Below are 25,376 nucleotides of genomic sequence, written 5' to 3'. Positions count from 1 at the left end.
CGCGTGGACTACGCGGCGGCACTACTCGAGCAAAACCGGGCCTTCGGTGACGTGATCCGCAGCGCCGATCCGTCCACCCCGGTGCCCACCTGCCCTGGCTGGAGTCTCACCCAGTTGTTCCGCCACGTCGGACGCGGCGACCGCTGGGCGGCGCAAATCATCATCGACCGGGCCGACGACTATCTCGATCCCCGCACGGTCGAGGGTGGCAAGCCACCGCCGGATCCCGACGACGCGATCTCCTGGCTGCACGCCGGTGCGCAGCGACTGATCGACGCCGTCGAAGAAACTGGCATGGAAATGCCAGTGTGGACATTCATCGGGCCACGTCCGGCCTACTGGTGGGTCCGACGTCGGCTGCACGAGGCCACCGTGCACCGCGCCGACGCGGAGCTCGCGCTGGGCCGCGACTACACACTGGAACCCGAGTTGGCGGCCGACGGCATCAGCGAATGGCTGGAGCGGGTCGCGGCCCAGGCCGGAAGTGACGGTGCGCCGCTGCCGCTCGAGGACGGCAACACCGTGCACCTCCACGCCACCGACTCAGGTCTCGGCGCGTCCGGTGAATGGACCATCCGCAGCGACGCCGGTCGCATCGCCTGGTCACACGATCACGGTAAGGGGAGCGTGGCGCTGCGGGGCGACGCCGTGGATCTGCTGCTGGCGGTCGTGCGGCGAGTTCCGGTCGCGGACACCGATATCGCGGTGTTCGGCGACACCTCGGTATGGCAGAACTGGCTTGACCACACCCCCTTCTAGGCACCCGGTACGTTGCACATCATGACCACATCGGAGATCGCCACCGTGCTGGCTTGGTACGACGCTTTGACCGCGTCCGACATCGACACCTTGGTGGCCCTGTCGAGTGACGACATCGAGGTCGGCGACGCCCACGGCGCCGGCCAGGGTCACGATGCGTTGCGCAAGTGGGCGAGCAGCCGTCCCCAGACCGCGGAACCGGGCAGGATGTTCGTCCACGACGGCGTCGTCGTCGTCGAACTGAAGACCGCCAACACCACTGCGGCAGCGGCCTTTCGGGTGGTCCACGATCACGTAACGTCGGTATTCAGCCACCAGGACCTCGAGTCCGCGTTGGCGGCGACCGACCTCACCGAAGCTGACCTCGTCGACTGAGGAGTCTTGATGCGCGGAATCATCCTGGCCGGCGGTTCAGGCACCCGGCTCTATCCGATCACCATGGGCGTCAGCAAGCAGCTGCTCCCGGTTTACGACAAACCGATGATCTATTACCCGCTGTCCACGTTGATCACGGTTGGCATCCGCGACATCCAGGTGATCACCACCGCCCACGATGCGCCCGCCTTCCATCGTCTGCTCGAAGACGGCTCGGCATTCGGCATCAACATCAGTTACGCGGTGCAGGACCGGCCCGACGGCCTGGCCCAGGCATTCGTCATCGGCGCCGACCACATCGGCACCGAATCGGTCGCGCTGGCTCTGGGCGACAACATCTTTTACGGCCCCGGCCTGGGCACCAACCTGAGTCGTTTCCAAACCATCAACGGCGGCGCGATTTTCGCCTACTGGGTAGCCAACCCGTCGGCTTACGGAGTGGTCGAATTCGGCGACGACGGCATTGCGCTGTCGCTCGAGGAGAAGCCGGCCACCCCCAAGTCGCACTACGCGGTACCGGGGCTCTATTTCTATGACAACGACGTGATCGAGATCGCTCGGAGCCTAAAGCCGTCGGCGCGCGGCGAGTATGAGATCACCGAGGTCAACCAGAACTATCTGAACCAGGGCCGGCTAACAGTCGAGGTGCTTGCGCGCGGCACGGCCTGGCTGGACACAGGGACGTTCGATTCGCTGCTGGATGCCAGCGATTACGTCCGCACCCTGGAACGTCGGCAGGGCTTGAAGATTGGTGTCCCGGAGGAAGTGGCGTGGCGGATGGGCTTCATCGACGACGAGCAGCTGGCGCGTCGCGCGGAGAGCTTGGTCAAATCCGGGTACGGCAAATACCTGCTGCAACTACTCGAGCTGGGCTGACGTCCGACTACTGGTGGTAGCTGGCAAGGAAATTGCCCAGCCGCTCGATGGCGTGCGATAGGTCGCGCGACCACGGCAGCGTCACGATCCGCAGATGGTCCGGTGCGGGCCAATTGAATCCGGTGCCCTGCGTGACGAGGATCTTCTCTTGCAGCAGCAGATCGAGGACAAGCTGCTCATCGTTCTCGATCTCATACACTTCGGGATCCAGCCGAGGGAACGTGTAGAGCGCGCCTTTGGGTTTGACACACGACACCCCAGGGATTTCATTGAGCTTGGCCCAGGCCACATCGCGCTGTTCGCGCAGCCGCCCGCCGGGCAGCACCAGGTCTTCGATGCTCTGATAGCCGCCCAGCGCGACCTGGATGGCGTGTTGCGCCGGAACATTCGGGCACAGGCGCATATTCGCGAGCAGGTGAATGCCCTCGATGAAGCTACTCGCATGGTCCTTGGGGCCGGTGATCGCCAGCCAGCCGGCCCGATACCCGGCCACCCGGTACGCCTTCGACAATCCGTTGAACGTCAGACACAAGACGTCGGGCGCGACCGAGGCCATGCTGATGTGCTTGGCGTCGTCGTAGAGGACCTTGTCGTATATCTCGTCGGCAAGCAGGAGCAGTTGATGCTTGCGGGCCAAATCGGCGATCTGCGTGAGGACTTCGCGGCTGTAGACCGCGCCGGTGGGGTTGTTCGGGTTGATTACGACGAGCGCCTTGGTGCGCTCGGTGATCTTGGACTCCAGGTCCGCGATATCCGGTTGCCAGTCCTGCGTTTCGTCACACAGGTAATGCACCGGAGTGCCGCCGGCCAACGACGTCGACGCCGTCCACAGTGGATAGTCCGGTGCGGGGATCAATACCTGATCGCCGTTGTCCAGCAGCGCCTGCAGTGTCAGCGTGATCAGCTCGGAGACACCGTTGCCCAGATAGACATCGTCGACGTCGAATCGCGGGAAGTTGTCGACGAGTTCGTAGCGGGTGACCACCGCGCGCCGCGCCGGCAGGATGCCCTTGGAGTCCGAATAGCCCTGTGCGTACGGCAGCGCCTGGATCATGTCGCGCATGATCACGTCGGGCGCCTCGAAGCCGAACGGCGCCGGGTTACCGATGTTGAGCTTGAGGATGCGGTGCCCCTCGGCCTCCAACCGCGCGGCGTGATCGTGTACCGGACCGCGGATTTCGTAGAGGACGTCCTGCAGCTTCGACGACTGCGTGAACGTACGCTGCCGCGGCTGAGCCGTGGTATGCCAGGGCAGCTGATGAGTAGTCACGTCAACCATGGTGCCATGGCTGTCTAATTAATAATCCGCAATGCGCCTGATCAGCGTTTGCCGGGCGGGCGGGCACTACCTGGATGCGGCTAGGAGAAGAGGTATCACATTACGCACGCGATCGGCTCCGGGCCGCCGTATAGTGCCGCCATCAGCGGCGTGAGGCACATGGATGAAGGTCAAACTCGGAGCGGACTCGGGTGGGAACGACCACCGCGGGACGGATGACCACGAGCAGGTGGTCGGAGGGCAACCAGCCGGGCCCGACTTCACTGTTGCCAGCATGCCCAGGTCGCTACGGATCGTGCTTGCGTGCTGGGTCGGCATCGATGCCGCAACCGTCTTCGGATTGGCAGTCTGGAATGCGACGCTTACCAGTTCCGCGTGGGACCTGATCGGGTCGGCTCTGCTGTTGGGGATTGGTGTTACCTGCTCGCTAGCGTTCGGTCAGATCGTCAGGGCTTCACCGAGTGCCTTGATGACCTCCATGGTGAGCCAGATCTTCGTAGCGGGCCTTGCGGTGTACGTATGGCTGGTGGACCTGCGCAGCCCCGTGAGTCAACTGCTGGGGATAACGGGCGTCGCGTTAACGCTGGGGGGCATTGCGCTGCTCTGGGTGCTCTACCTAGGCCGATATGCGCGCAGTGCCGTCACCAAGGGGGCAGCCGTCGCTGTTGCACCGTTCCCGTTGATCGGTCTGGTGCAGTTCTGGATGCAGGCCGAATACTTGCCCCAGGCTTCACGCCCGCTCGTCGACACGAGCACTGAGTTGTCAGCAATGGGCTCGACTGGTCCAGTCATCCACCTCATGGCGAAAGTGACGCTACACAACCGCGGTTCTGTCCAGGTTGACATGCATGCTGCGCTGATGCGCGTCACGTCCTACCTCGTCGGGACGCCGACAGAGCCCGCCACCACCGAGGCTCTGCTCGCCAGCCTGGATCCAATTGCGAGCGCCTTACGTCGTGACTACCGCGAAAAGCCCACGTTGCCAGCCGATTCGCGACTGCTCTATGCCAGAATGATCGCCGCCCCCTACGAAGGCGCCTTTCTCGCTGCAGGAGAAACCTCGGAATACAAACGGGTGATCGACGTCGACTCCCGAACCGTCCGGCTGGTACGCCTGTCGGTTGAAGCAGTGTTAGTCACCCATCGAATGATGAAGGACACGCGCTCATGCTTTTCCCCTCAGGTCTCCTTCTCGACGGATCCGAAAGGCTTCATGTCGGAGGCGAAAAAGCTCCATGACTGGGAGCATGGAGCAGTGCGCGTACTGTGCACGGAGAGTCGGTTCGCTTCTGTAAGTGCCGTTCAGGACCTGGTTTCGGATGATCCAGTGTTGAGGACTTTCGTCGTGGTCGAGAATCCGACACACGTCATAGAAGTGCCGACGTTCTTCCCATTCTTTGGAACTCGCGAAGCGGTCGATGCCCCGTTCACACACGTCGACACGATGAACCAGGTAGAGAACGCGAATCCGTCCGTATATATCAGAGATTCGGCGGAGTATGCGCCGTCGGACGCCGACCTCCGCGGTAGCGCAGGATAGCTTAACGCTTGCCGGGCGGCCGGGCGCCGCGCGCGATGCCCAGGCCCTTAACGGGTGGAGGCACGGCCCCCTTTTCACCGTCGTTTTCCGCAGGCGCGGGCTCGGATTGCGCTTCCTGCTTTACCTCTGGTTCCGGAGTAGCGGGTTGTGGGGCGGTCTTCTTCGCCCCCGGGCGCTTGGCACCGGCGGCAATACCCAGGCCCTTGACGGGCGCGGCCGACGGCTTGGCTGCTGAGGTCTCGCTGGCTTCGGTCTTCGCCTCCGACTCCTGGGTTGGTGCGGATTGGGTTGCAGCAGCGGCCTTTTTGGCCCCAGGCCGTTTGGCTCCGGCGGCGATACCCAGACCCTTGGCGGGTGCGGCGGGTGCCTTAGCCTCTTCGGCAGCGGGCGCAGCCGCGGGTTGCGTTGGCGCGGCGGCTTTCTTGGCACCGGGACGCTTGGCGCCGCCCGCGATACCCAGTCCGGTGACGGCTTTGGCGGCTTTGTCGGGCACTGGCGCGGCAGTTTCCGGCTCAGCGGCCGGCGTGGCCGGCGCGGTCGGGGTGGCCGCAGCCGCTTTAGGAGGAGCCTTTGGCGCAGCCTCAGCGGCTTGTTTGGCCGCCGTGCCCTTCGCGGGCAGTTCAACCGTGCTGCGATCGAGTGACTCGAGCAGCAGCTGCGCCACGTCCCGCACGTCGACGCCGTCGCGCCCGGCGGCCTCGGCGCGGTCGTTGACACCGTCGGTGACCATCACTCGGCAGAACGGGCACGCGGTGGCGACCGTGCTGGCCCCGGTGGCCAACGCCTCGTCGACGCGCTCGTGGTTGATCCGCTTGCCGATGTGCTCTTCCATCCACATCCGGGCGCCACCGGCGCCGCAGCAGAAGCTGCGGTCGGCGTGCCGTGGCATTTCGGTCAGCTTGGCGCCGGCGGCCCCGATCAGCTCGCGCGGCGCCTCGTAGACCTTGTTGTGCCGACCGAGATAACACGGGTCGTGGTACGTGATGTCTTCGGACACAGGCGTAACCGGCACCAGCTTCTTGTCGCGCACGAGCCGGTTGAGCAACTGCGTGTGGTGCAGCACGCTGTAATTCGCGCCCAGTTGCCGGTATTCGCGGCCGAGCGTGTTGAAGCAGTGCGGGCAGGTGACGACGATCTTGCGGTCGACGGTCTCCACGCCCTCGAACAGCCCATCCAGGGTTTCGACGGCCTGCTGGGCCAGCTGCTGGAACAGGAACTCGTTGCCGGAGCGGCGCGCCGAGTCGCCGTTGCAGCTTTCACCGGTACCCAGCACCAGGAACTTCACCCCGGCGATCGCCAGCAGCTCGGCGACCGCCTTGGTGGTCTTCTTCGCCTTGTCGTCGTAGGCCCCCGCGCAGCCCACCCAGAACAGGTACTCGTAGCCGTCGAAGCTCTCGACGTCCTCGCCGTAGACCGGGACGTCGAAGTCGACCTCGTCGATCCAGTTGGTCCTGTCGCCGGCGTTCTGCCCCCAGGGGTTGCCTTTGGTCTCCAGGTTCTTGAACAGCACTGAGAGCTCGGAGGGGAATTCCGACTCCATCATCACCTGGTAGCGGCGCATATCGACGATGTGGTCGACGTGCTCGATGTCCACCGGACACTGCTCGACGCAGGCCCCGCAGGTCACGCAGGACCACAACACGTCGGGGTCGATCACACCGCCCTGCTCGGCGGTCCCGACCAATGGGCGGTTGGCCTGCTCGGGACCCGAACCCGGCACCCGGCCGAACCCGGACTCCGGCACGTGATGGCCTTCGCCGCGACCGGACTCGATGTAGCCACCCTCTTCATCGGCCTTCTTCTCACCGAGGAGGTAGGGCGCCTTGGCCATCCAGTGGTCGCGCAGGTCCATGATGACGAGCTTGGGCGAGAGCGGCTTGCCGGTGTTCCACGCCGGGCACTGCGACTGGCAGCGCCCGCATTCGGTGCAGGTGGCGAAGTCCAGCATGGCCTTCCAGCTGAACTCTTCGATCTTGCCGCGGCCGAATTCGGCGTCGTCGGGCGGGTTTTCGAAGTCGATCGGCTTGCCGTCGGCCTCGATCGGCAGCAGCGGGCCCAGCCCGTCGGGCAGCCGCTTGAAGGTGACGTTGATCGGCGCCAGGAAGATGTGCAGGTGCTTGGAGTGCAACACGATGATCAGGAACGCGAGCATGACGCCGATGTGCAGCAGCAGCGCGACCGTCTCCAGGATCTCGTTGCCCTGGTGCCCGAGCGGCGCCAAGATCTTGCCGAATAGCTGCGAGAGGAACGCCGCCTTGCCGTAGGGCAGCGTGCCGTTGTTGACCGCGGAGCCGCGGACCAGCACGTAGGTCCAGATGACGTTGAAGATCATGAACAGGATCAGCCACGCGCCGCCGGTGTGCGAACCGTAGAACCGCGACGTCCGGCCGATCTCGCGAGGGCTGCGCAGGATCCGGATCACCGCGAAGGTGGCGATGCCGAGGAACACGGCCGTGGCGAAGAAGTCCTGCAGGAAGCCCAGTGCATCCCAGCGGCCGATCACCGGGATGTGGAAGTTCGGCTGGAACAGCAGCCCGTAGGCCTCGATATAGACCGTCAGCAGGATGAAGAAGCCCCACATGGTGAAGAAGTGCGCCAGGCCGGGGATCGACCACTTCAGCAGCCGGCGCTGCCCGAACACCTCGGCGATCTGCGTCCAGACCCGCGTGCCGAGGTTGTCGGTGCGCCCGCTGGCGGGCTCTCCGGACAGCGTGAGTCGGGTCAGCCAACCGACCCGCCGAACGGCGAACAATCCCACGATCGCCGTCATGCCTAGGCCCACCACGAGTCTGATCAGCATCTGCGTGTCCACGGAGCGTTTCTCCAATTCTTAGTTACTGGTCGGTAACATCGGCCATGTTACTCGCTGGTAACTACCGTCACGGCCTGCTCAAGTTTGCTCATAGTGACATCTTCGGGCGACGCGGTGCGACGAAGGCTGCCCTAAGTTCACGGGCGTCGCTACCGGCCGTATGGCGGCTTGACAGGCACCAGCCTCGGCGGCACCAGGACCGTGGTGGTCGGCCACGGTACAGACGGGCTAGTGGTGAGCGGCGGATAGCTGAATGTCGTGGTCGGCTCGGTGGTCGTGGTGGTCGGCGGGGCGGTGCTTGGTTGAGTGGTCGTGGTGCTGGGCAGTGTGGTCGTCGAGGTCGTGGTTGGCGGCGCGCTGCTCGGCGGGGCAGGCGCCTGGGCAGAACCCTCGGTCGTCTCCGTCTGGGTATCCGTCGCCGACGGCGGCTGCGACGGCGGCGGTGGCGGCGGCAGCGGGCCGACGCTGGGTAGCCGGCTTGGTCTCGGGACGCTGCTGGTGGGTCGGGTCGGGGCGTTGGTGTCGGACAGTTTGAACACCACCACGCCGGATCCCAGCAGGGCTATCAGCGCCGCCATCGCGGCCAGGCCGAACACCAGTCCGGGCCGCCCTCGTCGCGACCGCCGAGCCGGCTCGACTGTCTCCGGCGGTGCGGCAGCGTCGGCGTCGTATTCATCGGCGTAGGGCAGTTCCTCGGGGCCCGAAGATGCGTCCTGTGACCATGCCAGCGCACGGTAAGTCCCCGACCGCGCGCCATCTTCGACCGACTCACCTGCGGCTACCGCTCCCACATCGGCGGCCCATGCGGCGTGGTCGATCTCGGTTGGCGGAGCCACGGTGTCGCCGGGAGGGCTGACGGGGGCTGCAATACCCGTCGACGCGGATTGCTGCTCGGCGATCACCGCCGCGCCGATGGCCGCGCTGAGAACCGGGTGTGGCGTGGTGACCACCGGCGCGTGCAATCGCTGCTCCAGTCGCTCGGTGACCAGCGGGATGCACGCGCCGCCACCGACTGTCGCGACCGCAGCCAGCCTGGAGGCCGGAACCCCGTTGTGTCGCAACACCTCTTCCACGGTGCTGATGAATCGGTCCAATGGTTCGGAGATCAAGTCCTCCAACTCGGCGCGCGAGAGTCGAACATCCTCACCGATACCGGGCATTTCGGCCGGGACGACGGTCACCGTGGCCGCCGACAGTTGCTCCTTGGCCCGTCGGCATTCGTCCAGCCGGCGCGACAGCGACCCCACCGGCGTGGTGCCCGCGATGTCGGAATTGCCGCCGACGAAAGCGAATTGCAGCCGCCGCAGAATGGCCTGATCCACCTGGTCACCGGAAAAGTCGGGATAGCGCACGGGGTGGCCGATGCGCCGGAAGTTCGACGCCGCGTCGCTGAGCGTCACACTGGTGCCGCTGGCGCCGAAGTCGCACAGCGCGACCACGCCGTCCGTCGGGAATCCCGGCTTCGCGTAGAGCGCAGCGAGCGCGGCCCTCGCGTCTGAGACCAGCGCCGCCGGCATGGCGCCGGTCGCAAGCGATGGCTTTGGACGCAATGCCTCGCGCAGCGCCGCGACCTGGCTTTCAGCCCAATAAGCGGGGACAGCGACGGCGATCGAAGCGCCGTGATGGCCGACGGTACGGGCCATCGCGTCGAGCACCTCGGCCGTCAACACGTCGCTGCGGTGCGCGGAACCATCCGGCGCGACGAACGGGGAGGGGTCGCCGACTCCTGCGATGAACCCATGCAGCACCAAGCCGGGTTCGGTCAGATTCGGGTTCTCGTCCGGCACACCCACCTCGGGAGGCCGGTCGGCGAAAAGCGTCAACACGGAACGGCGGGTCACCGGAGCGCTCCCGACTCGCGCTGCGACGAGGTTGGCCATCCCGAGCGACAGGCCAAGCGCGTCGCTCATGTATCGCTGCACCCCAGTATCAAGTCAATTGGCAACATTCGGCGGCCGCCGCCCCACGAGCGCGACGGACGGCCCCAGAGTTGATCGGTGATGCGATAACGGTTTCCCCGGATGGGGCGTCGGCTAATCCTGCGGGCTCGGGCGGACTTCTATATGCCCGCTATATGCCCGGCGGCAGATTGATCACGACCGGTGGCAGCGGCGGCGGAGTGGTGGTGCTTGTCGTTGTCGTGGTCGTCGTCGTCGTGGTGGTGGTTGTTGTCGTCGTCGTCGTGGTGGTCGAACTCGGCGTGGTTGTCGTGGTCGTGGTCGGAGCCGTCGTGGTGGTCTCCACGGTCGTGGTGGGCGGAGCGACCGGTGCAGCGGTCGTCGGCGCGATCGTCGTCGTCGTGGTGGTGGTGGTTGACGACGTGGTGGTCTTCGACGGACTGGCGCCGGTGCTGGTCAGCTTGAGGACGCCCCAGATGATCGCCGCGATGACGAGGGCGATGACCGCTCCCCACGCGATCAGTGCCGGAGGCTTTCGATACCACGGTGTCGGCTCAAATTCGGCCGCTGGTTCGCCAGCTTCGTATTCGGTGTCGTTGTAGCCGTAGTCCGCCTCGTTGTAGTTGGCGTATCTGGTCGGCTCGTCGTCGCCGTTCCCCGGCGGTCCGTAGCGCGTCACGGTGGCCGATGGTAGCGGTGTAGACCCCGAAAAACGTTGCCGCCACGCGGCTGCCAGGCAACGAACGTCAGATGCCCGGCGGCAGCGTAATCACGGTATGCGGCAGGGTGATCGTCGGCGGAATCTTGGGCAACTGCGGCAGATGCGGCCGATGGGGCTGCGGCGCGGGCGCAGGTCCGGGCGCGACGGGAGCGCCGCCACTCGGCGGCGGTGGCGCCTCCCCGGTCGAGGACGGGGACGCGGTCGTGGTGCTCGGGGTCGTAGTCGCCGTCGATGTCGCGGTGGAGGTCGTCGTCGAGGTCGTTGACGACGTGCTCGTGGACGGAGCACCCCCGCCACCGGTGGAAAGGGTGATGAGGCCGTAGATGATCAGCGCCACCAGTATTGCGACCAGTGCGCCCCATGCGACCAGCAGCGCGCGTTTGCGATACCACGGCGTGGGCGCGGATTCGGGCTCCGGAGGTTCACCCGATCCCTGATCGTCGTAACCGGATCCGTAACCGGGTGGTGGTGGACCGCTGGGACCGTAATTGGCCATGTGGGTGGGCCGATTGCTCGGGTCGTCTGGCGGACCGTAGCGTGCCACGACCCCGATCCTACTGACTGCTCTCGGTCGGCTGCACCCCGCCGCGGGCGTCAAAGCTGCCGCATCACCTCTGCGGCGAAAAGCTCCAGGTGCTGCAAATCGGAGAGGTCGAGCAGCTGCAGATAGACGCGCTGTACACCGATTTCGGCGAACTGCCCCACATGCTCGACGATTTCGTTTGGTGTGCCCACCAGCGGAGAGTTGGACCGCAGCTCGTCGAGGTCACGCCCGATCGCGTCAGCCCGGCGGTTGAGCTCGGGCCCGTCACGTCCCGCACACACCACGAAGGCCGCAGAGTAGGTCATCGAGTCGACGGCCCGACCGTTGGCCTGAACGGCGGCGCGAACTCGTTCGAACTGGGTCTGGGCCGTGTCCTGCGGTGCGAAGGGCACGTTGAATTCGTCGGCGAACGTCGCGGCCAACATCGGTGTTCTTTTGGCGCCCAGCCCGCCGATGATGATCGGCGGATGGGGGCGCTGCACCGGTTTGGGCAGGGCCGGCGAGTCGTTGATCGCGTAATGAGCTCCGGCGTAGTCGAAGGTTTCACCGACGGGCGCGGTCCACAGCCCGGTGATGATCTCCAGCTGTTCGGTGAGCCGGGCGAATCGTTCGGCCGGCGGCGGAAACGGGATCGCATAGGCCAGGTGATCCGGCTCGAACCATCCGGTGCCGATTCCGAGCTCGACCCGCCCGCCGCTCATGTCGTCGACCTGAGCGACCGAGACGGCCAACGGCCCGGGATGGCGGAATGTCGCCGCCGTGACCAGCGTGCCGAGCCGGATTGACGACGTCTCGCGGGCGATGCCGGCCAGCGTCACCCACGAGTCGGTGGGGCCGGGCAGCCCGTCGCCGCTCATCGCGACGTAGTGGTCGGACCGGAAAAAGGCCGAGAAGCCCAGCGATTCAGCGGTTTGGGCGACGACGAGTTGGTCGGAGTAACTGGCGCCCTGCTGCGGTTCAACGAATACCCGAAAATCCACGAGCGCCAGACTACGGGTGCGCTCAGAACGTATCGACGTGCTCGACGCTCACGAACATGCCGTGCCCCGTGCCGTCGTTGGTGAATCGGGTGCCGCTTTCGCTGGCCGCGATCGTCCAGCCCTCTGCGGTGTAGGTGCGGTAGTCGATCGTGACGGTGGGAATGTCGCCGAGGTTGCCCAGCACCCATTGCACCGACCCGCTCGCGGTGATGTTGACGCCGTTGGCGTGTTCACCGTCCTGGATCGGGGAGTCGGCGAACGGCGCCTCGCAACCGACACTGTCGGAGTCGATCTGGCAGCGCGTCTTGCCGGACTTGGTCTCGATGAAAACGTAACCGTTTTCGTTGGGCGGCAACGGGATGGCGCCCGCGGGCGGCTTCGCGCTCGGCGACGGGGGCTGCGATGGCTTCGTCGAGGGGATGGACGGTTTGGCTTTCGGGAAGGACGGCTCGGACGCTTCCGGGCCCGGCGAAGCCACCGGCTTGCCGTGGATGATCGTGCTGCATCCGCCCAGCACTGCCGCCGCCGCCAGCGACCCGCAGGCCAGCCCGAGCCTTACTCCCCGCATGGACATATCGAGGCCAAGCCTACGCAAAAAGTGACGCAAGTGACTGCAGTGACGCGCCTGTGGCTGCGATCAGCCGGCCATCGCGGCATACCCGTCGGACAGGCCGCGCAGCTGGCCGGCGCAGTCACCGGTGAACGAGGCCCCGTGCATCAAGGCCAACGTCCTGGGCGTCAACTGCGCAAGCTGTTCCAACGTGGGCGCTAGATTCGTCGTCAGGCCGGTGGCGTGAAATAGCCGTTCCGCCTCCAATGCCGGTGCCACGCAATCGGATTCGGTCAGAGCCGGGCATTGACCGGTATGGGTGAGCAGATCCCCGGCCAGCAGCGTGGAGGTGGTCTCGTCGAACCACAGCCCGCTTTCCCAGTTGTGCGGCACGTGCGGGGTGGGGATGAACCGCAGCCGGTGACCGCCGATATCGTGCACATCGGACTCCGAGGCCACCACCGGCGGGCGGTCGCACATATCGGTCAGCGAGAGCATGCAGGCCAGCGGGCCGTGAATGACCTCGGCGTGCGGCGCCGCGGCCAACAGCATGTTCATCGCCCCGCACTCGTCGGCCTCGATGTGGGCGAACGAGATCCAACGCAGCTGCTCCAGCGGAATCACCTTCGCGATCGCTTCCGACACCAGCGGATAGAGCTGGCGCATCCCGCAGTGGAACAGGAAGGGCTGTTCGCCGGTCAGCAGGAACTGGTTGAACGTGAAGCCGTGTTCGGTGATGCCCGGTACCCATGTCGACAGCCGGAAGATCCCGTCGGCGATTTCGTCGACGTTGGTTTGCAGGCCGGTGTTCATGGCGGCAGCGTACGCCGCCGTTCTGACCTACATCTGGGCCCAGACGATTTTCGTCTGCAGGTAGGTCTCCAGACCCGCTTTGCCCGACTCGTAGCCCCAACCGGATTGCTTGTATCCGCCAAAGGGCATCGAGTGATCGAACTGCATCTGACAGTTCAACCCCACGGTTCCGGCCTTGAGCCGCTTGGCAATCCGGTGTGCGCGGCCGAGGTCTTGGGTCCAGGCGGTGGCGGCCAGTCCGTAGGTGGTGTCGTTGGCCAGAGCGACCGCCTCGTCCTCGTCGTCGAACGGCAAGACCGCGACCACCGGCCCGAAGATCTCCTCTTGGAACAGCCTGCTGGTGGAGGCCACGTTGGTGAGCACGGTGGGGCGCACGAAGTAGCCTTTGCGGTCGAGCCGGTGCCCGCCGGTGACCACCTCGACTCCGTCGGACTTGCCCTGTTCGAGGTAGCCCATGACGCGGGTGAGTTGCTTCTCGCTGATCAGCGGGCCGATCAAGCTGCCCTCATCCTTGGGGCCGCCTTGCGGGAGCCCGTTCGCGACGTTGGCCAGCTGCTCCACGAACTGCTCGTAGATGCCGCGCTGGACGAAGATGCGCGACCCGCACACACATGCCTGCCCGGAGTGGATGAAGGTGCCGAACGCAGCCATGGGGACGGCCTTCGACAGGTCGGCGTCATCGAAGACCACGACGGGCGACTTGCCGCCAAGCTCCAGGGTGACCTTCTTCAGGTTGCTATCGCCCGCCGCATGCACGATGGCCCTGCCGACCTCGGTCGAGCCCGTGAAGGCGACTTTCTCGACGTCGGGGTGTGCGGTGATCGCCGCACCGGCGGTGTGTCCGTAGCCCAGGAGCAGGTTGGCCACCCCTTCGGGAACCCCGGCCTCGTGCAGGATGTTGTCCAGTACCAGCGCCGACAGCGGGGTCTCCTCGGCCGGTTTGACGACGCTGCTGCAGCCCGCTGCGAGCGCAGGAGCGAGCTTGCAGCAGAAGTTGAAGACCGGTCCATTCCAGGGAAATATCAGCCCCACTACGCCGTAGGGCTCTTTGAGGGTGTAGGCGTGCTGGTGGGAGTCGATGCCGGTGAGGCCGCCGGTGTGCACGTCGGCCGCGATGCCCTCGATCTTGGTGCACCAGCCGGCGTAGTAGCGGAAAAACTCCGAGCCGACGGTCACGGTTCCCTGCGCCTGCAGTGGTGTCATGCCGGCATTGAGCGATTCGAGCTCGGCCAAAACCTCCGCGTTCTCATCGATGAGCTCGCCGACGCGCCAGAGCACCTTGGCCCGCTCGCTCGGCGGCAAATCCCGCCAGACACCCGACTCGGCGGTCTCCTTCGCACGCGCAACCGCTTCGTTGACGGCTTCCGGACCGCAATCTTTGAACTCGGTGACCTGCTCTTCGGTGGCGGGATCGACAACCGCAATCACCTCACCGGTGCCCGGTCGTTCACGGATCTCGTCGAGCACAGCCTGCACAGTCATCGGTATCCCCTTCTCTGCTGTCGCGCTAAGAAGCATAGTCTCAATTTAGGAGAGTGCCATTATCACCCATAGAAACGGGATTGCGAAGAGTGCGCCAGCACATCAGTCTGACGCCGTCAGGAGAAGTCGCGGAACGCGAGCGTAAAGCCCGCTACCGCGGTTACCGCCGCGATCAGGTAGCCGGGGATCGACCACCAACCGGCGTGGAGATACGCGCTGACGGCGACGATCGCAATTGCGAGGAAAACCATCGCCATCCCGTACAGCGGCGGCGTGGCCGCGTATCGATTCCGACTCACGGGTGGGCCTCGTCGCCAGCGGCGGCCATCACGCGGTGACGAACCAGGTACCACCCACCGACAAGAGCTGGGATGCCCACGGTGAACGTGCCGATGATCCACGGACCGCGCCGATCGTCGATCATCATCAACACCAGCACGCCCGCCAGGAATGCCAGCGTGGCGTAGCCGCTGTACGGGGCCAGCGGCATCCGGAATCGGGGCCGCTGCATGCGCCCGGCTTTCGTCGCGTGGTAGAGCCGGATCTGGCAGAGCACGATCGTCGCCCACGCCGCAATGACACCCATTGCGGCGATGTTCAGCACGATTTCGAAGGCCTGCCCCGGTTTGACTGCGTTGAGCACGACACCGAAGAGCCCGATCATGCTGGTCAACAAGATGCCGCCATATGGCACACCGTTTTTCGACATTCGCGCGGTGAATTTCGGGCCGCTGCCGTTCATCGCCAACGAACGTAGAATCCGGCCCGTGGAATACAACCCGGCGTTCAGGCTGGAGAACGCCGCGGTCAGAACCACCACGTTCATCAGGGTGCCGGCTCCATCGAAACCGATCTTGGAAAAGAATGTCACGAACGGACTTTCGTGTTCTTTGTATGCGGTATACGGCAGCAGCAGTGCGAGCAGCGCGACCGAGCCGACGTAAAAGATCGCGATGCGCGCCACCACCGAGTTGATTGCGCGCGGCATGACCTTCTCCGGATCGGCCGTTTCCCCAGCGGCGGTGCCGACGAGTTCGACTGCGGCATAGGCGAATACCACCCCCGAGGTGACGAGCACCAGCGGCAACAAGCCGGTCGGCAAGAATCCGCCGTGATCGGCCCACAGGCTCAATCCGGTGTTCACGCCTTCGATCTGGTAGCGCCCGGCCAGAAAGATGGTTCCGACGACCAGGAACGTTATCAGCGCCAGCACCTTGATCAGTGCGGCCCAGAACTCCAGCTCGCCGAAGGCCCGCACCGAGATCATGTTCACCGACACCACCGCCACCAGCGCGATCAGCGCGAGAGTCCACTGGGGGATCACGTGAAACGGTGTCCAGTAGTGGAAGTAGTTCGCAATCGCTGTGGAGTCCACGATGCCCGTCATCGACCAATTCAGGAAATACATCCAACCCGCGACGAAAGCTGCCTTCTCTCCGAAGAATTCGCGTGCATAGGACACGAACGACCCCGAGGACGGGCGGTGCAGCACCAGCTCGCCAAGCGCGCGCAGGATCAGAAACACGAATCCGCCGCAGATCCCGTAGACCAAGAACAACCCCGGTCCGGCCGACTCGAGCCGTCCGCCGGCGCCGAGAAACAGTCCGGTGCCGATGGCGCCGCCGATCGCGATCATCTGCAGCTGCCGAGGCCGCAGGTCGTGGTGATAACCGGCGTCTTCGCGGGTGAGCAGGTCAGGGCGGGTCGGCACGGGTACTGCCGGGACAGGCGTGTCGGGCAGCGGTGGCATCGGGTTCCTATCGTGGTCAGGCGCATCGCTGCGACGCGTGCATACCCGAGGAACGGGCTGGTGGAAAGGGTATCCGACGTATCTGCAGTTACGGAGCGAACCCGCTAATCGGTGCGCAGCGCCCGCACCGCCTGGCCGAACATGGTCTGTTTGATCGCGCCCAACGTGCCGGGGTCCTTACCCTCGAGCGGACGCAGGATGTCCACAGCCGCGGCTGTCACCGCGCCCTCGGCGGCAACGGCGTCGACAAGGCCAAGGCTCGCGGCGTCGCCGCCGCCGAAGCGACGTCCGGTGGTCATCGAAGCGATCGCCGCCTGCGGGGTGAGTTTGGCTTGGATCAGCGCGGCCATCCCGGGTGTGAACGGGATGCGGATGTCGGCTTCGGGAAAGCAGAAGTAGCCACGGTCGGCACGCATCACCCGAAAGTCGTGCGCCAGCGCCAACATCGCCCCGGCGCCGAACGCGTGCCCGACGACGGCGGCCGCGGTGGGTACCGGCAGAGTGAGGACGCGGGCCAGCATGCTCTGTACCCGGCCGACGTACCACTGGGCCCGGTCACCATGGGCGCCGAGCCAGTCCAGGTCGAGACCGTTGGAGTAGAACTTGCCTCCGCCGGTCGTGACCAGGCCGTGTGCGCCTGCGCCGACGACCTCGTCGAGCTGTGAATCTATCTCGTCGAGAAAGGTTGGCGAGAAGCGGTTTTCGTCGTCGCCGAGGTCCAGAATCGCGATCTTCTCGTCGTAGGTCAGGCTAATGCCCATGGTTCGCCCCTTTCGCAGTAGGTGCCGGCCCCACGTCGAGAACCGCCCGCACCGCCGCACGCAGCTGGTCGCGGGCCGTCGTGTTGTCCAGCCGGTTGCGGCGCAGCAGCAGCGCGGTCGGCAGATCGACGATGCAGGCGGTGATGGCATCGACGGCGTTCGCGTCTTTGCGGTCCCACAGGTTGGCCGCGAGCCGGATCATCAAGCCGACCAGTGATCGGTCGAGATCGCGCAGCTCCGTGGCGATCTCGTCGGGCAGGTCGGAGTTCAACAGTTCCTCCCGGCGCACCGTCAACAGCAGTTTGGCGCAATCCGGATACTGCTCGGCGAAGACTGCCGGCGCCTCGGCGGCGGCCACGACGGCCTCAGCCGGCGGCCGCGAGCCCGGCGCCGACATCGCATGATCGACCAGGGCGGATTGCAGTGTGAGGAATCGGCGCCCGGCCCGCAGCCACGCCCGCCCGAGCAGACCCGTACGCGATCCGAACGTGTGGTACAGCGCGCCGTTGGAAACTCCGGCGACGGCGCTGATCGCCCGGACCGTCACCGCGGCGGACCCGGACGCCACGGCCAACGACTCGACGGCGTCCAGCACCCGATCCGGGTCATGCACGCGTGGGCGGGGCACGTCGTCACTGTAGCAGAGCGTTTGCTCTGTTACTCGGCGCAGTGGTCGCGGCGCCGTCGAGCGTGCGTCCAGGGCGCGATTTCCCAGGATTTTCCGCCCTGATCGCACAGTGAAAGCCCTGTGCGCACGGTCGACGGGGCAGCGGGAACAAACTTCTGATCGGTGTCGTTGACCACATCGACAACTTGAGTGAATCACGCTCAATGCTGGTTTGACACCGCCCCACCGGTAGGAGCAGTCTTGAGCGGGGTTCACTCAGCGTAATGCAATACGAAGCTCGATTATCAGGGAGGATTCACCATGGCTCGTGCGGTCGGTATCGACCTCGGGACCACCAACTCCGTCGTCTCAGTTCTGGAGGGTGGCGACCCCGTCGTCGTCGCCAACTCCGAGGGCTCCCGGACCACTCCGTCGATCGTCGCGTTCGCGCGCAACGGTGAGGTGCTGGTCGGTCAGCCCGCCAAGAACCAGGCGGTGACCAACGTCGACCGCACCGTGCGCTCGGTCAAGCGGCACATGGGCACCGACTGGTCGATTGAGATCGACGGCAAGAAGTACACCGCGCAGGAGATCAGCGCCCGCGTTCTGATGAAGCTGAAGCGCGACGCCGAGGCCTACCTCGGTGAGGACATCACCGACGCGGTCATCACCACACCCGCGTACTTCAACGACGCCCAGCGGCAGGCCACCAAGGAGGCCGGTCAGATCGCCGGCCTGAACGTGCTGCGGATCGTCAACGAGCCGACCGCGGCCGCGCTGGCCTACGGCTTGGACAAGGGCGAAAAAGAGCAACGGATCCTGGTGTTCGACCTCGGTGGCGGCACCTTCGACGTGTCGCTGCTGGAGATCGGCGAGGGTGTTGTGGAAGTCCGCGCCACCTCGGGTGACAACCACCTCGGCGGTGACGACTGGGACGACCGCATCGTCAACTGGCTGGTCGACAAGTTCAAGGGCACCAGCGGCATCGACCTGACCAAGGACAAGATGGCCATGCAGCGGCTGCGGGAAGCGGCCGAGAAGGCCAAGATCGAGCTGTCGTCGTCCGGCAGCACCTCGATCAACCTGCCCTACATCACCGTCGACGCGGACAAGAACCCGCTGTTCCTCGACGAGCAGCTGACCCGCGCGGAGTTCCAGAAGATCACCCAGGATCTGCTGGACCGCACTCGCCAGCCGTTCCAGCAGGTGATCAAGGACGCCGGAATTTCGGTGTCGCAGATCGACCATGTGGTGCTGGTGGGTGGTTCCACCCGCATGCCTGCCGTCACCGACCTGGTCAAGGAGCTCACCGGCGGCAAGGAGCCCAACAAGGGCGTCAACCCCGACGAGGTGGTTGCCGTGGGTGCCGCGCTGCAGGCCGGTGTGCTGAAGGGCGAGGTGAAAGACGTTCTGCTGCTTGACGTTACGCCGCTATCCCTGGGTATCGAGACCAAGGGTGGCGTGATGACCAAGCTGATCGAGCGCAACACCACGATCCCGACCAAGCGGTCGGAGACCTTCACCACGGCTGACGACAACCAGCCGTCGGTGCAGATCCAGGTGTATCAGGGTGAGCGCGAAATCGCTTCGCACAACAAGCTGCTCGGCTCCTTCGAGCTGACCGGTATCCCGCCGGCGCCGCGCGGTGTCCCGCAGATCGAGGTCACCTTCGACATCGACGCCAACGGCATCGTGCACGTGACGGCCAAGGACAAGGGCACCGGCAAGGAGAACACCATCCGCATCCAGGAGGGCTCGGCCCTGTCCAAGGAAGAGATCGAGCGGATGATCAAGGACGCCGAGGCGCACGCCGAGGAGGACCGCAAGCGGCGCGAGGAGGCCGACGTCCGCAACCAGGCCGAGACGCTGGTCTACCAGACGGAGAAGTTCGTCAAGGAGCAGCGTGAGGCCGAGGGCGGCTCGAACGTGCCCGAGGACACCTTGAACAAGGTCGACGCCGCGGTCGCCGAGGCCAAGACGGCATTGGGCGGCACCGACATCGGGGCGATCAAGTCCGCGATGGAGAAGCTGGGTCAGGAGTCGCAGGCTCTCGGCCAGGCCATCTACGAGGCCACCCAGGCCGCGCAGGCCGGTGCCGGTGCCGGCGGCGGCGATGGCCAGGCCGGTCCCAGCGGTGCCGACGACGTCGTCGACGCGGAGGTGGTCGACGATGAGCGGGAGGCCAAGTGAGCGAAGGCAATCCACGCGAACAGGTAACGGTCACCGACAAACGGCGGATTGATCCGGAAACCGGCGAGGTGCGCCACGTGGCTTCCGGGCCGGCCCCCAGCGGGCCGGCACCGGGAGCGGCGACGGCTTCGGCGGCTGCCGAAACCGACGACAAGGTTTCCGAGCTGACCGCCGATCTGCAGCGGGTGCAAGCCGACTACGCGAACTACCGCAAGCGGGCGTTGCGCGATCAGCAGGCCGCCGCCGAGCGCGCCAAGGCCGGCGTCGTCAGCCAATTGCTGGGTGTGCTCGACGATCTCGAGCGCGCACGCAGTCACGGCGACCTGGAGTCGGGACCGCTGAAATCGGTCGCCGACAAACTGATGAGCGCCTTGACTGGGCTCGGCCTGTCGGCGTTCGGTGCCGAGGGCGACGACTTCGACCCGGCGTTGCACGAGGCCGTCCAGCATGAGGGCGACGGGGCCGAGGGCTCCAAGCCCGTGATCGGCAACGTGATGCGCCAGGGCTACAAACTCGGCGACCAGATCCTGCGGCACGCCTTGGTCGGCGTGGTCGACACCTTCCCGGAAGAGGGCGACGAGCCTGCCGAGACTGTCGATGTCGACGCCGGTGATAACGCAGAATCAGAACCATCGGAGAATTAGCGACGACCAAAACTAGTGAAAGTGAGAGGGGGTGACGCGGAATGGCCCAACGCGAATGGGTCGAAAAAGACTTCTACAAGGAGCTTGGCGTCTCCCCTGACGCCAGCCAGGACGAGATAAAGAGGGCCTACCGCAAGCTGGCTTCCGAGCTGCATCCCGACCGCAATCCCAATAACGCGCGCGCCGCGGACCGCTTCAAGGCGGTGTCCGAGGCCAACAGCGTGTTGTCGGACCCGGACAAGCGCAAGGAGTACGACGAGACCCGTCGGCTGTTCGCCGGTGGCGGGTTCGGTCGCCGGTTCAACGGCGGCAACTTCGGCGGTGGCTTCGGCATGGGCGGCGATGGCGTCGAATTCGATCTCAACGATCTGTTCAATGCCGCCGGCCGCTCCGGCGGCACCAACATCGGCGACCTGTTCGGCGGCTTGTTCGGCCGGGGCGCATCACCACGTCCCAGTCGGCCGCGGCGCGGCAACGACTTGGAGACCGAAGCCGAACTGAGCTTCGTGGAGGCCACCAAGGGCGTGGCAATGCCATTGCGGCTCACCAGCCCGGCGCCATGCACCAACTGTCACGGCAGCGGAGCCCGGCCGGGAACCAGCCCCAAGGTGTGTCCGACCTGTAACGGCTCCGGTGTAATCAGCCGCAACCAAGGGGCTTTCGGCTTTTCCGAGCCGTGCACGGACTGCCGCGGCAGCGGGTCGATCATCGAGCACCCTTGTCAGGAATGCAAGGGAACCGGTGTGGCCACCCGCACCCGCACCATCAACGTGCGAATCCCGCCGGGTGTCGAGGACGGACAACGGATCCGGCTGGCCGGGCAGGGCGAAGCCGGGTTGCGTGGCGCCCCGTCGGGCGACCTGTATGTGACCGTGCACGTGCGCCCGGACAAGGTCTTCGGCCGCGACGGCGATGACCTCACGGTGACCGTGCCGGTCAGCTTCACCGAGTTGGCTTTGGGCACAACACTTTCAGTCCCGACATTGGACGGCAGGGTCGGTGTTCGGGTACCCAAGGGCACCGCCGACGGCCGTATCCTGCGGGTGCGCGGACGCGGGGTGCCCAAGCGCACCGGCGGTCAGGGCGACCTGCTGGTCACCGTGAAAGTCGCGGTCCCGCCGAATCTCGATGGCCCTGCCAAGGACGCGTTGGAAGCCTACGCCGCCGCCGAGCGGTCCAGTGGCTTCGACCCTCGGGCCGAATGGGCAGGTAATCGCTGATGGCAAAGAAAGAAGATTCCCGGACATTCTTGATATCGGTGGCCGCCGAGCTGGCCGGCATGCACGCGCAGACGCTGCGCACCTACGACCGGCTCGGCCTGGTCAGCCCACGGCGCAGTTCCGGTGGCGGACGGCGTTATTCGCAGCACGACGTCGAGCTGCTGCGCGAGGTGCAGCGGCTGTCCCAGGACGAGGGCGTGAACCTGGCCGGCATCAAACGGATCATCGAACTGACCAATCAAGTGGCGGCCTTGCAGGCACGGGTCCAGGAGATGGCCGCCGAAATCGAGGCGTTGCGGGCTAACCAGCGGCGTGATGTCGCGGTGGTGCCCAAGAGCACCGCGGTGGTGGTGTGGAAGCCTCGCCCGATGCGCGACCGCACATAACCCGGCACTACACCCGGATCGCAAACTGAGCGACCGCCGAATCGCCCGGCCGCGCGGCCCGGTACCCGCCGCGGCGTAGCGCGTCGGTGGGCGCTGCCATCGGCTCAAAACACACGACATCTTCAGTTGGCGGCGCGAAGATCTGCGCCGCCGGATACCCCTGCTCGAAGTGCACTTCGATACGGCGACCACCGCCGGACACAGCGAACACGGCGCCTTCGGCAACCTCGTCGTAGCCATCGTCAAAAGCCTTGTCGCCCAACGGTTCAGCGCAACTGCCCTGCCGCGCCGTCTCGCCAATGGGCAGCCCTTGCTCGTCAAGGCGTAGATGACGCAAGGGCGGGGTCTCGATAACCCACTGGTTGCGCGGCACACCCGGCAGCCGCAGATACGGGTGGAAACCGAAACACAGCGGCACCGCCCGATCGCCGGTCGGGGTCACCACGGTGCGCACGGTCAACGTCTTGGCGGAAAGCCGTACCGTCAGCGCCAGCAGATGCGGAAACGGAAAGCTCTCCAGCAGGTCTCGGTCGGCGCCGAAATCCACCTCCGCCGTCAGTTCATTCGCCGACTCGACCGTCACCCGCCAGCGCGGATACGCGGCGAGTACACCGTGAATCGGCAGCCCGTTGGGGTCGGGCCGCACGCCGTTGCTGCCGGGCGTGAGTATGACAGTCACGCCTTCGGCTGTATAAGAGTTGGCGCCCAACCGATTTGCCCAGGGATACAGGATCGGGATGCCCATCGTCTTCGCGTCGGTGATGTAGGCATCCAGCCCGCGGCGCTGACCCAGCAGCTCTACGCCGGAGTCGGTCAGCGACACGCCGATCATGCCGGCGTCGGGCACGAACTGCGCCTGCACCGCCGACGACGGATCGCGCAGCGTGACGATGTGCACGACGCCCAGGTTAGCTGTGCAGCGGGTCGTGTTGGATGCGCTCCGGCGGCGCCCCTTTAGCGATCAGCGCGGCCTTGGTGGCGCGCACCATCTGCGGTCCGCCGCTGATCAGGATCTGCCGGTCGCCCCACCCGCCGTATCGCGTGACGACGTCCATCAGCAGACCGGTCTGACGCAGATGCAGCCCCCGCGGCGGAGTCACATCGGGGTAGTCGGCGGCCCAGGCGGGATCGGTCGAATGCTCGGACACGGGCGACACGGACAGCCATGGATTGTGCGCGGCGATCTGCCACAGGGTTGGCAGGTCGTAGAGCTCGCACGGATAGCGGCCGCCGAAGAACATGTGCACGCGCGGATTCTCGCCCCAGCGGGTCAAGTCCATGACGATCGAGCGCAGCGGCGCCAGCCCGGTGCTGCCGGCCACCATCAGCACGTCGCCGCCGTCGCGGTCGACCTGCAGGGCGCCGTGCGGGCTGGACAGCCGCCACCGGTCGCCGGGCCGGGTCTCGCCGACGATGGCGTTGCTGACCATGCCGCCCGGCACCGCGCGGACGTGGAACTCCATGGCGCCCCCGTCATCCGGCGGAATCGCCGGCGTCAAATATCGCCATCGCCGCGGGCACTGCGGGATCGCGACGTTGACGTACTGGCCGGCGTGATAGGGCATCGGGTGGTCCAGCTGCAGCCGGACCACGGCGAGATCGCGCGATACCCGCAAGTGCTCGACCACCGTGGCGTCCCACCAGGCCGGCCCCTCGTCGGCGTCGGCCGCGCCGCACATCACCCCGGTGATCAGGTTCAGCGACTGCTTGGCGGCCTCATCGACCGCATCGGTCCACGCGTCGCCCAGTTCATCGCGCAGGGTGGTGTGCAGCGCCTGCCGCAACGTCTCGTAATGCTCGGCGATCACCCCGTATTTGCGGTGATCGCGTCCGAGCTGAGCCAAGAACGCCACCGGCGCTTCGGCGCGCTGTGCGACCAATTCGCCGTACACCCAATGCAGCGCATGAGCGAACGCTGCCCGCTGGGCGCCCATGTCCGGCGGGAACAGATCGCGCAGCGATACGTCGAGGGAAAACCAACGGGTGTAGAACCGGCCGATGAGCCCGTTGCCGTCGCTCGGGTCGATGGCGGCATGCAGCACCGCCAGCGAATCCCGGTCGTTGAGGCTCACGGGCGACGATTTTATGCGTGCCCGGGCATCGCCGTTAGAGCGCGTGAACTCCCTTGTACAACACCAGCAATCCGATCACGACGAGAATGGCCGCGATGAGCGCGGCGTGGTGCCGGTCCATCCAGTCCTTGAGCCGGGCCAGTGGGTCGTCGAGGCGCTCGCCGGCGCCGGCGTAGGCCAGTACCGGGACCGCGACCGTCGAAGCGGCAACCGTGACAAAGATGGCCGCCGAAATCCAGGCCCGGGTGACGCCCAGCCCCGCGCTGCCGATCGCCAAACCCGCTGCCGCGCAAACGAACAACACCTCGGGCCGTACCACGCCCAACACCGCCCCCGTCACTGAGGCCCGAGCGGGGGTGAGCTTCTCCAGTGATCGCATCCACACCGGCGTGCGGGTGTGGCGATGACGGCGGAACCATTGGACCGCGCCGAAAACGATGAGCGCCGCACCGACCACGATCCGCAGCCACGCGGCCCATGTCGGGGGCGATTTGTGCAGGCCGCCGAGCAGACCGGAAATCCCGACGAAGATCGCCGTCAGCGCGGCGAGCGTCGCCAGCCAGCCGCCGAAAAACATCAGGCTGGTCGGCCGCGGTCGCGGCGTTTGCAACACGAGTACCGCCGGGATGATCGACAGCGGCGACAAGGCAATGACCAGCGCGAGGGAAATCAGCCCGGTCAGCGCCGAACTCCAGCTGTGCGTCACGCCAGAAATGTAGCCGAGCGCTAGCGTTTTCGGCGCAACGTCCACGCCGGCACCCAGTGTGTGACCGTCCGCTGCTTCGAGCCGTAGACGACCGGATAGGTCACCAGCCCCCACCAGTCGCCTTGCTCGCAGATGCCCCAGCAGGTCAGCCGTCCCTCGACGACTTTGTGCAGCTGCAGACCGTTGGGGTGATACCGGCCGGAGCGGTGCGGCTCTCGCGGGAAGAGCACCGTCAGGTCGACCAGAACCGTGACCGGCGGGCGCACCACCCGGAACGGGGTGCGAAGCGGTTGGCCGTTGTAGCCGATCGACGCGAGCTGGCCCACGGATCGATCATACGTTCGAACACGCGCTCGAAGCGATGCTCAAAAATAACCTAACTTGAGCGGAACAGACTCAACCTTGACGGCG

25 protein-coding genes are annotated in these 25,376 nt (G+C 65.9%); 9 read left to right on the top strand and 16 right to left on the bottom strand.

All coding sequences use genetic code 11. From position 1 onward, the window contains the following. Nucleotides 1-3: 3 nt before the first annotated feature. The 3 genes from AWC06_RS13060 to rfbA are packed head-to-tail and all read left to right on the top strand — an operon-like array spanning nt 4 to nt 2,010. Nucleotides 4-759, top strand: a complete 756-nt coding sequence (locus tag AWC06_RS13060) for a maleylpyruvate isomerase family mycothiol-dependent enzyme (RefSeq protein WP_085197962.1) — start codon at nt 4-6, stop codon at nt 757-759. 21 nt (nt 760-780) lie between these two features. Further along, complete coding sequence (locus tag AWC06_RS13055; protein ID WP_085197959.1) at nt 781-1,134, top strand: nuclear transport factor 2 family protein; 354 nt, start codon at nt 781-783, stop codon at nt 1,132-1,134. Nucleotides 1,135-1,143: 9 nt separating this feature from the next. Next, complete coding sequence (rfbA, locus tag AWC06_RS13050) at nt 1,144-2,010, top strand: glucose-1-phosphate thymidylyltransferase RfbA (protein ID WP_085197957.1); 867 nt, start codon at nt 1,144-1,146, stop codon at nt 2,008-2,010. A gap of 7 nt (nt 2,011-2,017) precedes the next feature. Here the strand turns inward: rfbA and AWC06_RS13045 are convergent, their stop codons facing one another. Further along, nucleotides 2,018-3,289, bottom strand: a complete 1,272-nt coding sequence (locus AWC06_RS13045) for a pyridoxal phosphate-dependent aminotransferase (protein WP_085197955.1) — start codon at nt 3,287-3,289, stop codon at nt 2,018-2,020. Between the two features lie 163 nt (nt 3,290-3,452). Here AWC06_RS13045 and AWC06_RS13040 point away from each other — a divergent pair, with 163 nt between their 5' ends. Then, entirely contained in the window at nt 3,453-4,829 is a 1,377-nt protein-coding gene (locus AWC06_RS13040) for a hypothetical protein (RefSeq protein ID WP_085197952.1), read from the top strand. A 1-nt stretch (nt 4,830) separates the two neighbouring features. Here AWC06_RS13040 and AWC06_RS13035 read toward each other — a convergent pair whose 3' ends face one another. Both AWC06_RS13035 and AWC06_RS13030 read right to left on the bottom strand, forming a co-directional pair. After that, the gene (locus AWC06_RS13035) at nt 4,831-7,641 is read right to left on the bottom strand and encodes a (Fe-S)-binding protein (RefSeq protein WP_085197950.1); all 2,811 of its coding nucleotides are present in this window, start codon (nt 7,639-7,641) and stop codon (nt 4,831-4,833) included. A gap of 149 nt (nt 7,642-7,790) precedes the next feature. Beyond that, nucleotides 7,791-9,551, bottom strand: a complete 1,761-nt coding sequence (locus tag AWC06_RS13030) for an Hsp70 family protein (protein ID WP_085197947.1) — start codon at nt 9,549-9,551, stop codon at nt 7,791-7,793. Nucleotides 9,552-9,715: 164 nt separating this feature from the next. On the opposite strand from AWC06_RS13030, the gene AWC06_RS23425 reads away from it, so the two are divergent. After that, nucleotides 9,716-10,141: a hypothetical protein gene (locus AWC06_RS23425; RefSeq protein WP_211281958.1), complete on the top strand. Its 426-nt coding sequence runs from the start codon at nt 9,716-9,718 to the stop codon at nt 10,139-10,141. A gap of 144 nt (nt 10,142-10,285) precedes the next feature. Here AWC06_RS23425 and AWC06_RS13020 read toward each other — a convergent pair whose 3' ends face one another. From AWC06_RS13020 to AWC06_RS12980, 9 genes are all read right to left on the bottom strand, one after another. Beyond that, complete coding sequence (locus AWC06_RS13020; protein WP_085197944.1) at nt 10,286-10,804, bottom strand: hypothetical protein; 519 nt, start codon at nt 10,802-10,804, stop codon at nt 10,286-10,288. 50 nt (nt 10,805-10,854) lie between these two features. Beyond that, a complete protein-coding gene (locus AWC06_RS13015; protein WP_085197941.1) occupies nt 10,855-11,784 on the bottom strand; it encodes an LLM class F420-dependent oxidoreductase in 930 nt (309 codons plus the stop codon). A gap of 22 nt (nt 11,785-11,806) precedes the next feature. Further along, nucleotides 11,807-12,358, bottom strand: a complete 552-nt coding sequence (locus tag AWC06_RS13010; protein ID WP_139820035.1) for a hypothetical protein — start codon at nt 12,356-12,358, stop codon at nt 11,807-11,809. Nucleotides 12,359-12,421: 63 nt separating this feature from the next. Further along, nucleotides 12,422-13,135 carry an oxygen-binding di-iron domain-containing protein gene (locus AWC06_RS13005; RefSeq protein ID WP_085198125.1) on the bottom strand — a complete coding sequence of 238 codons (714 nt, stop codon included), beginning with the start codon at nt 13,133-13,135 and terminating at the stop codon, nt 12,422-12,424. A gap of 39 nt (nt 13,136-13,174) precedes the next feature. Then, nucleotides 13,175-14,629 (bottom strand): aldehyde dehydrogenase family protein, encoded by a 1,455-nt coding sequence (locus AWC06_RS13000; RefSeq protein WP_085197938.1) that lies wholly within the window; start codon nt 14,627-14,629, stop codon nt 13,175-13,177. Nucleotides 14,630-14,745: 116 nt separating this feature from the next. Then, nucleotides 14,746-14,928 (bottom strand): hypothetical protein, encoded by a 183-nt coding sequence (locus AWC06_RS12995; protein WP_085197935.1) that lies wholly within the window; start codon nt 14,926-14,928, stop codon nt 14,746-14,748. Then, nucleotides 14,925-16,379 (bottom strand): amino acid permease, encoded by a 1,455-nt coding sequence (locus tag AWC06_RS12990; protein ID WP_085197932.1) that lies wholly within the window; start codon nt 16,377-16,379, stop codon nt 14,925-14,927. The genes AWC06_RS12995 and AWC06_RS12990 overlap by 4 nt, the downstream gene beginning before the upstream one ends. 104 nt (nt 16,380-16,483) lie before the next feature. After that, nucleotides 16,484-17,140 carry an enoyl-CoA hydratase-related protein gene (locus AWC06_RS12985; protein WP_085197930.1) on the bottom strand — a complete coding sequence of 219 codons (657 nt, stop codon included), beginning with the start codon at nt 17,138-17,140 and terminating at the stop codon, nt 16,484-16,486. Further along, on the bottom strand, nt 17,130-17,768 hold the full coding sequence (locus AWC06_RS12980; RefSeq protein WP_085197928.1) for a TetR family transcriptional regulator: 639 nt from the start codon (nt 17,766-17,768) through the stop codon (nt 17,130-17,132). The genes AWC06_RS12985 and AWC06_RS12980 overlap by 11 nt, the downstream gene beginning before the upstream one ends. Before the next feature lie 300 nt (nt 17,769-18,068). Here AWC06_RS12980 and dnaK point away from each other — a divergent pair, with 300 nt between their 5' ends. Genes dnaK through AWC06_RS12960 form a run of 4 tightly spaced genes read left to right on the top strand, consistent with a single transcriptional unit; the run spans nt 18,069 to nt 22,187 of the window. After that, nucleotides 18,069-19,937, top strand: a complete 1,869-nt coding sequence (gene dnaK, locus AWC06_RS12975) for a molecular chaperone DnaK (protein ID WP_085197926.1) — start codon at nt 18,069-18,071, stop codon at nt 19,935-19,937. After that, nucleotides 19,934-20,581 (top strand): nucleotide exchange factor GrpE, encoded by a 648-nt coding sequence (gene grpE / locus AWC06_RS12970; protein ID WP_085197924.1) that lies wholly within the window; start codon nt 19,934-19,936, stop codon nt 20,579-20,581. The genes dnaK and grpE overlap by 4 nt, the downstream gene beginning before the upstream one ends. A 41-nt stretch (nt 20,582-20,622) precedes the next feature. Beyond that, on the top strand, nt 20,623-21,801 hold the full coding sequence (dnaJ, locus tag AWC06_RS12965; RefSeq protein WP_085197922.1) for a molecular chaperone DnaJ: 1,179 nt from the start codon (nt 20,623-20,625) through the stop codon (nt 21,799-21,801). Beyond that, nucleotides 21,801-22,187: a heat shock protein transcriptional repressor HspR gene (locus AWC06_RS12960; RefSeq protein ID WP_085197919.1), complete on the top strand. Its 387-nt coding sequence runs from the start codon at nt 21,801-21,803 to the stop codon at nt 22,185-22,187. Before dnaJ ends, AWC06_RS12960 begins: the two co-directional genes overlap by 1 nt. Nucleotides 22,188-22,194: 7 nt before the next feature. Here AWC06_RS12960 and AWC06_RS12955 read toward each other — a convergent pair whose 3' ends face one another. The 4 genes from AWC06_RS12955 to AWC06_RS12940 are packed head-to-tail and all read right to left on the bottom strand — an operon-like array spanning nt 22,195 to nt 25,291. After that, complete coding sequence (locus AWC06_RS12955) at nt 22,195-23,085, bottom strand: aldose 1-epimerase (RefSeq protein WP_085197916.1); 891 nt, start codon at nt 23,083-23,085, stop codon at nt 22,195-22,197. Nucleotides 23,086-23,095: 10 nt separating this feature from the next. Then, a complete protein-coding gene (locus tag AWC06_RS12950; RefSeq protein WP_085197914.1) occupies nt 23,096-24,259 on the bottom strand; it encodes an FAD-binding oxidoreductase in 1,164 nt (387 codons plus the stop codon). A 34-nt stretch (nt 24,260-24,293) separates the two neighbouring features. Then, a complete protein-coding gene (locus tag AWC06_RS12945; RefSeq protein ID WP_085197911.1) occupies nt 24,294-24,965 on the bottom strand; it encodes a GAP family protein in 672 nt (223 codons plus the stop codon). A gap of 20 nt (nt 24,966-24,985) precedes the next feature. Further along, a complete protein-coding gene (locus AWC06_RS12940; RefSeq protein WP_085197908.1) occupies nt 24,986-25,291 on the bottom strand; it encodes a hypothetical protein in 306 nt (101 codons plus the stop codon). Nucleotides 25,292-25,376 lie beyond the last annotated feature (85 nt).

Origin of the sequence: Mycobacterium fragae, from assembly GCF_002102185.1 — a bacterium.
GTDB lineage: Bacteria > Actinomycetota > Actinomycetes > Mycobacteriales > Mycobacteriaceae > Mycobacterium > Mycobacterium fragae.
The sequence above is the reverse complement of the archived record's forward strand: the minus strand, read 5'-3'. Positions and strand labels throughout refer to the sequence as shown.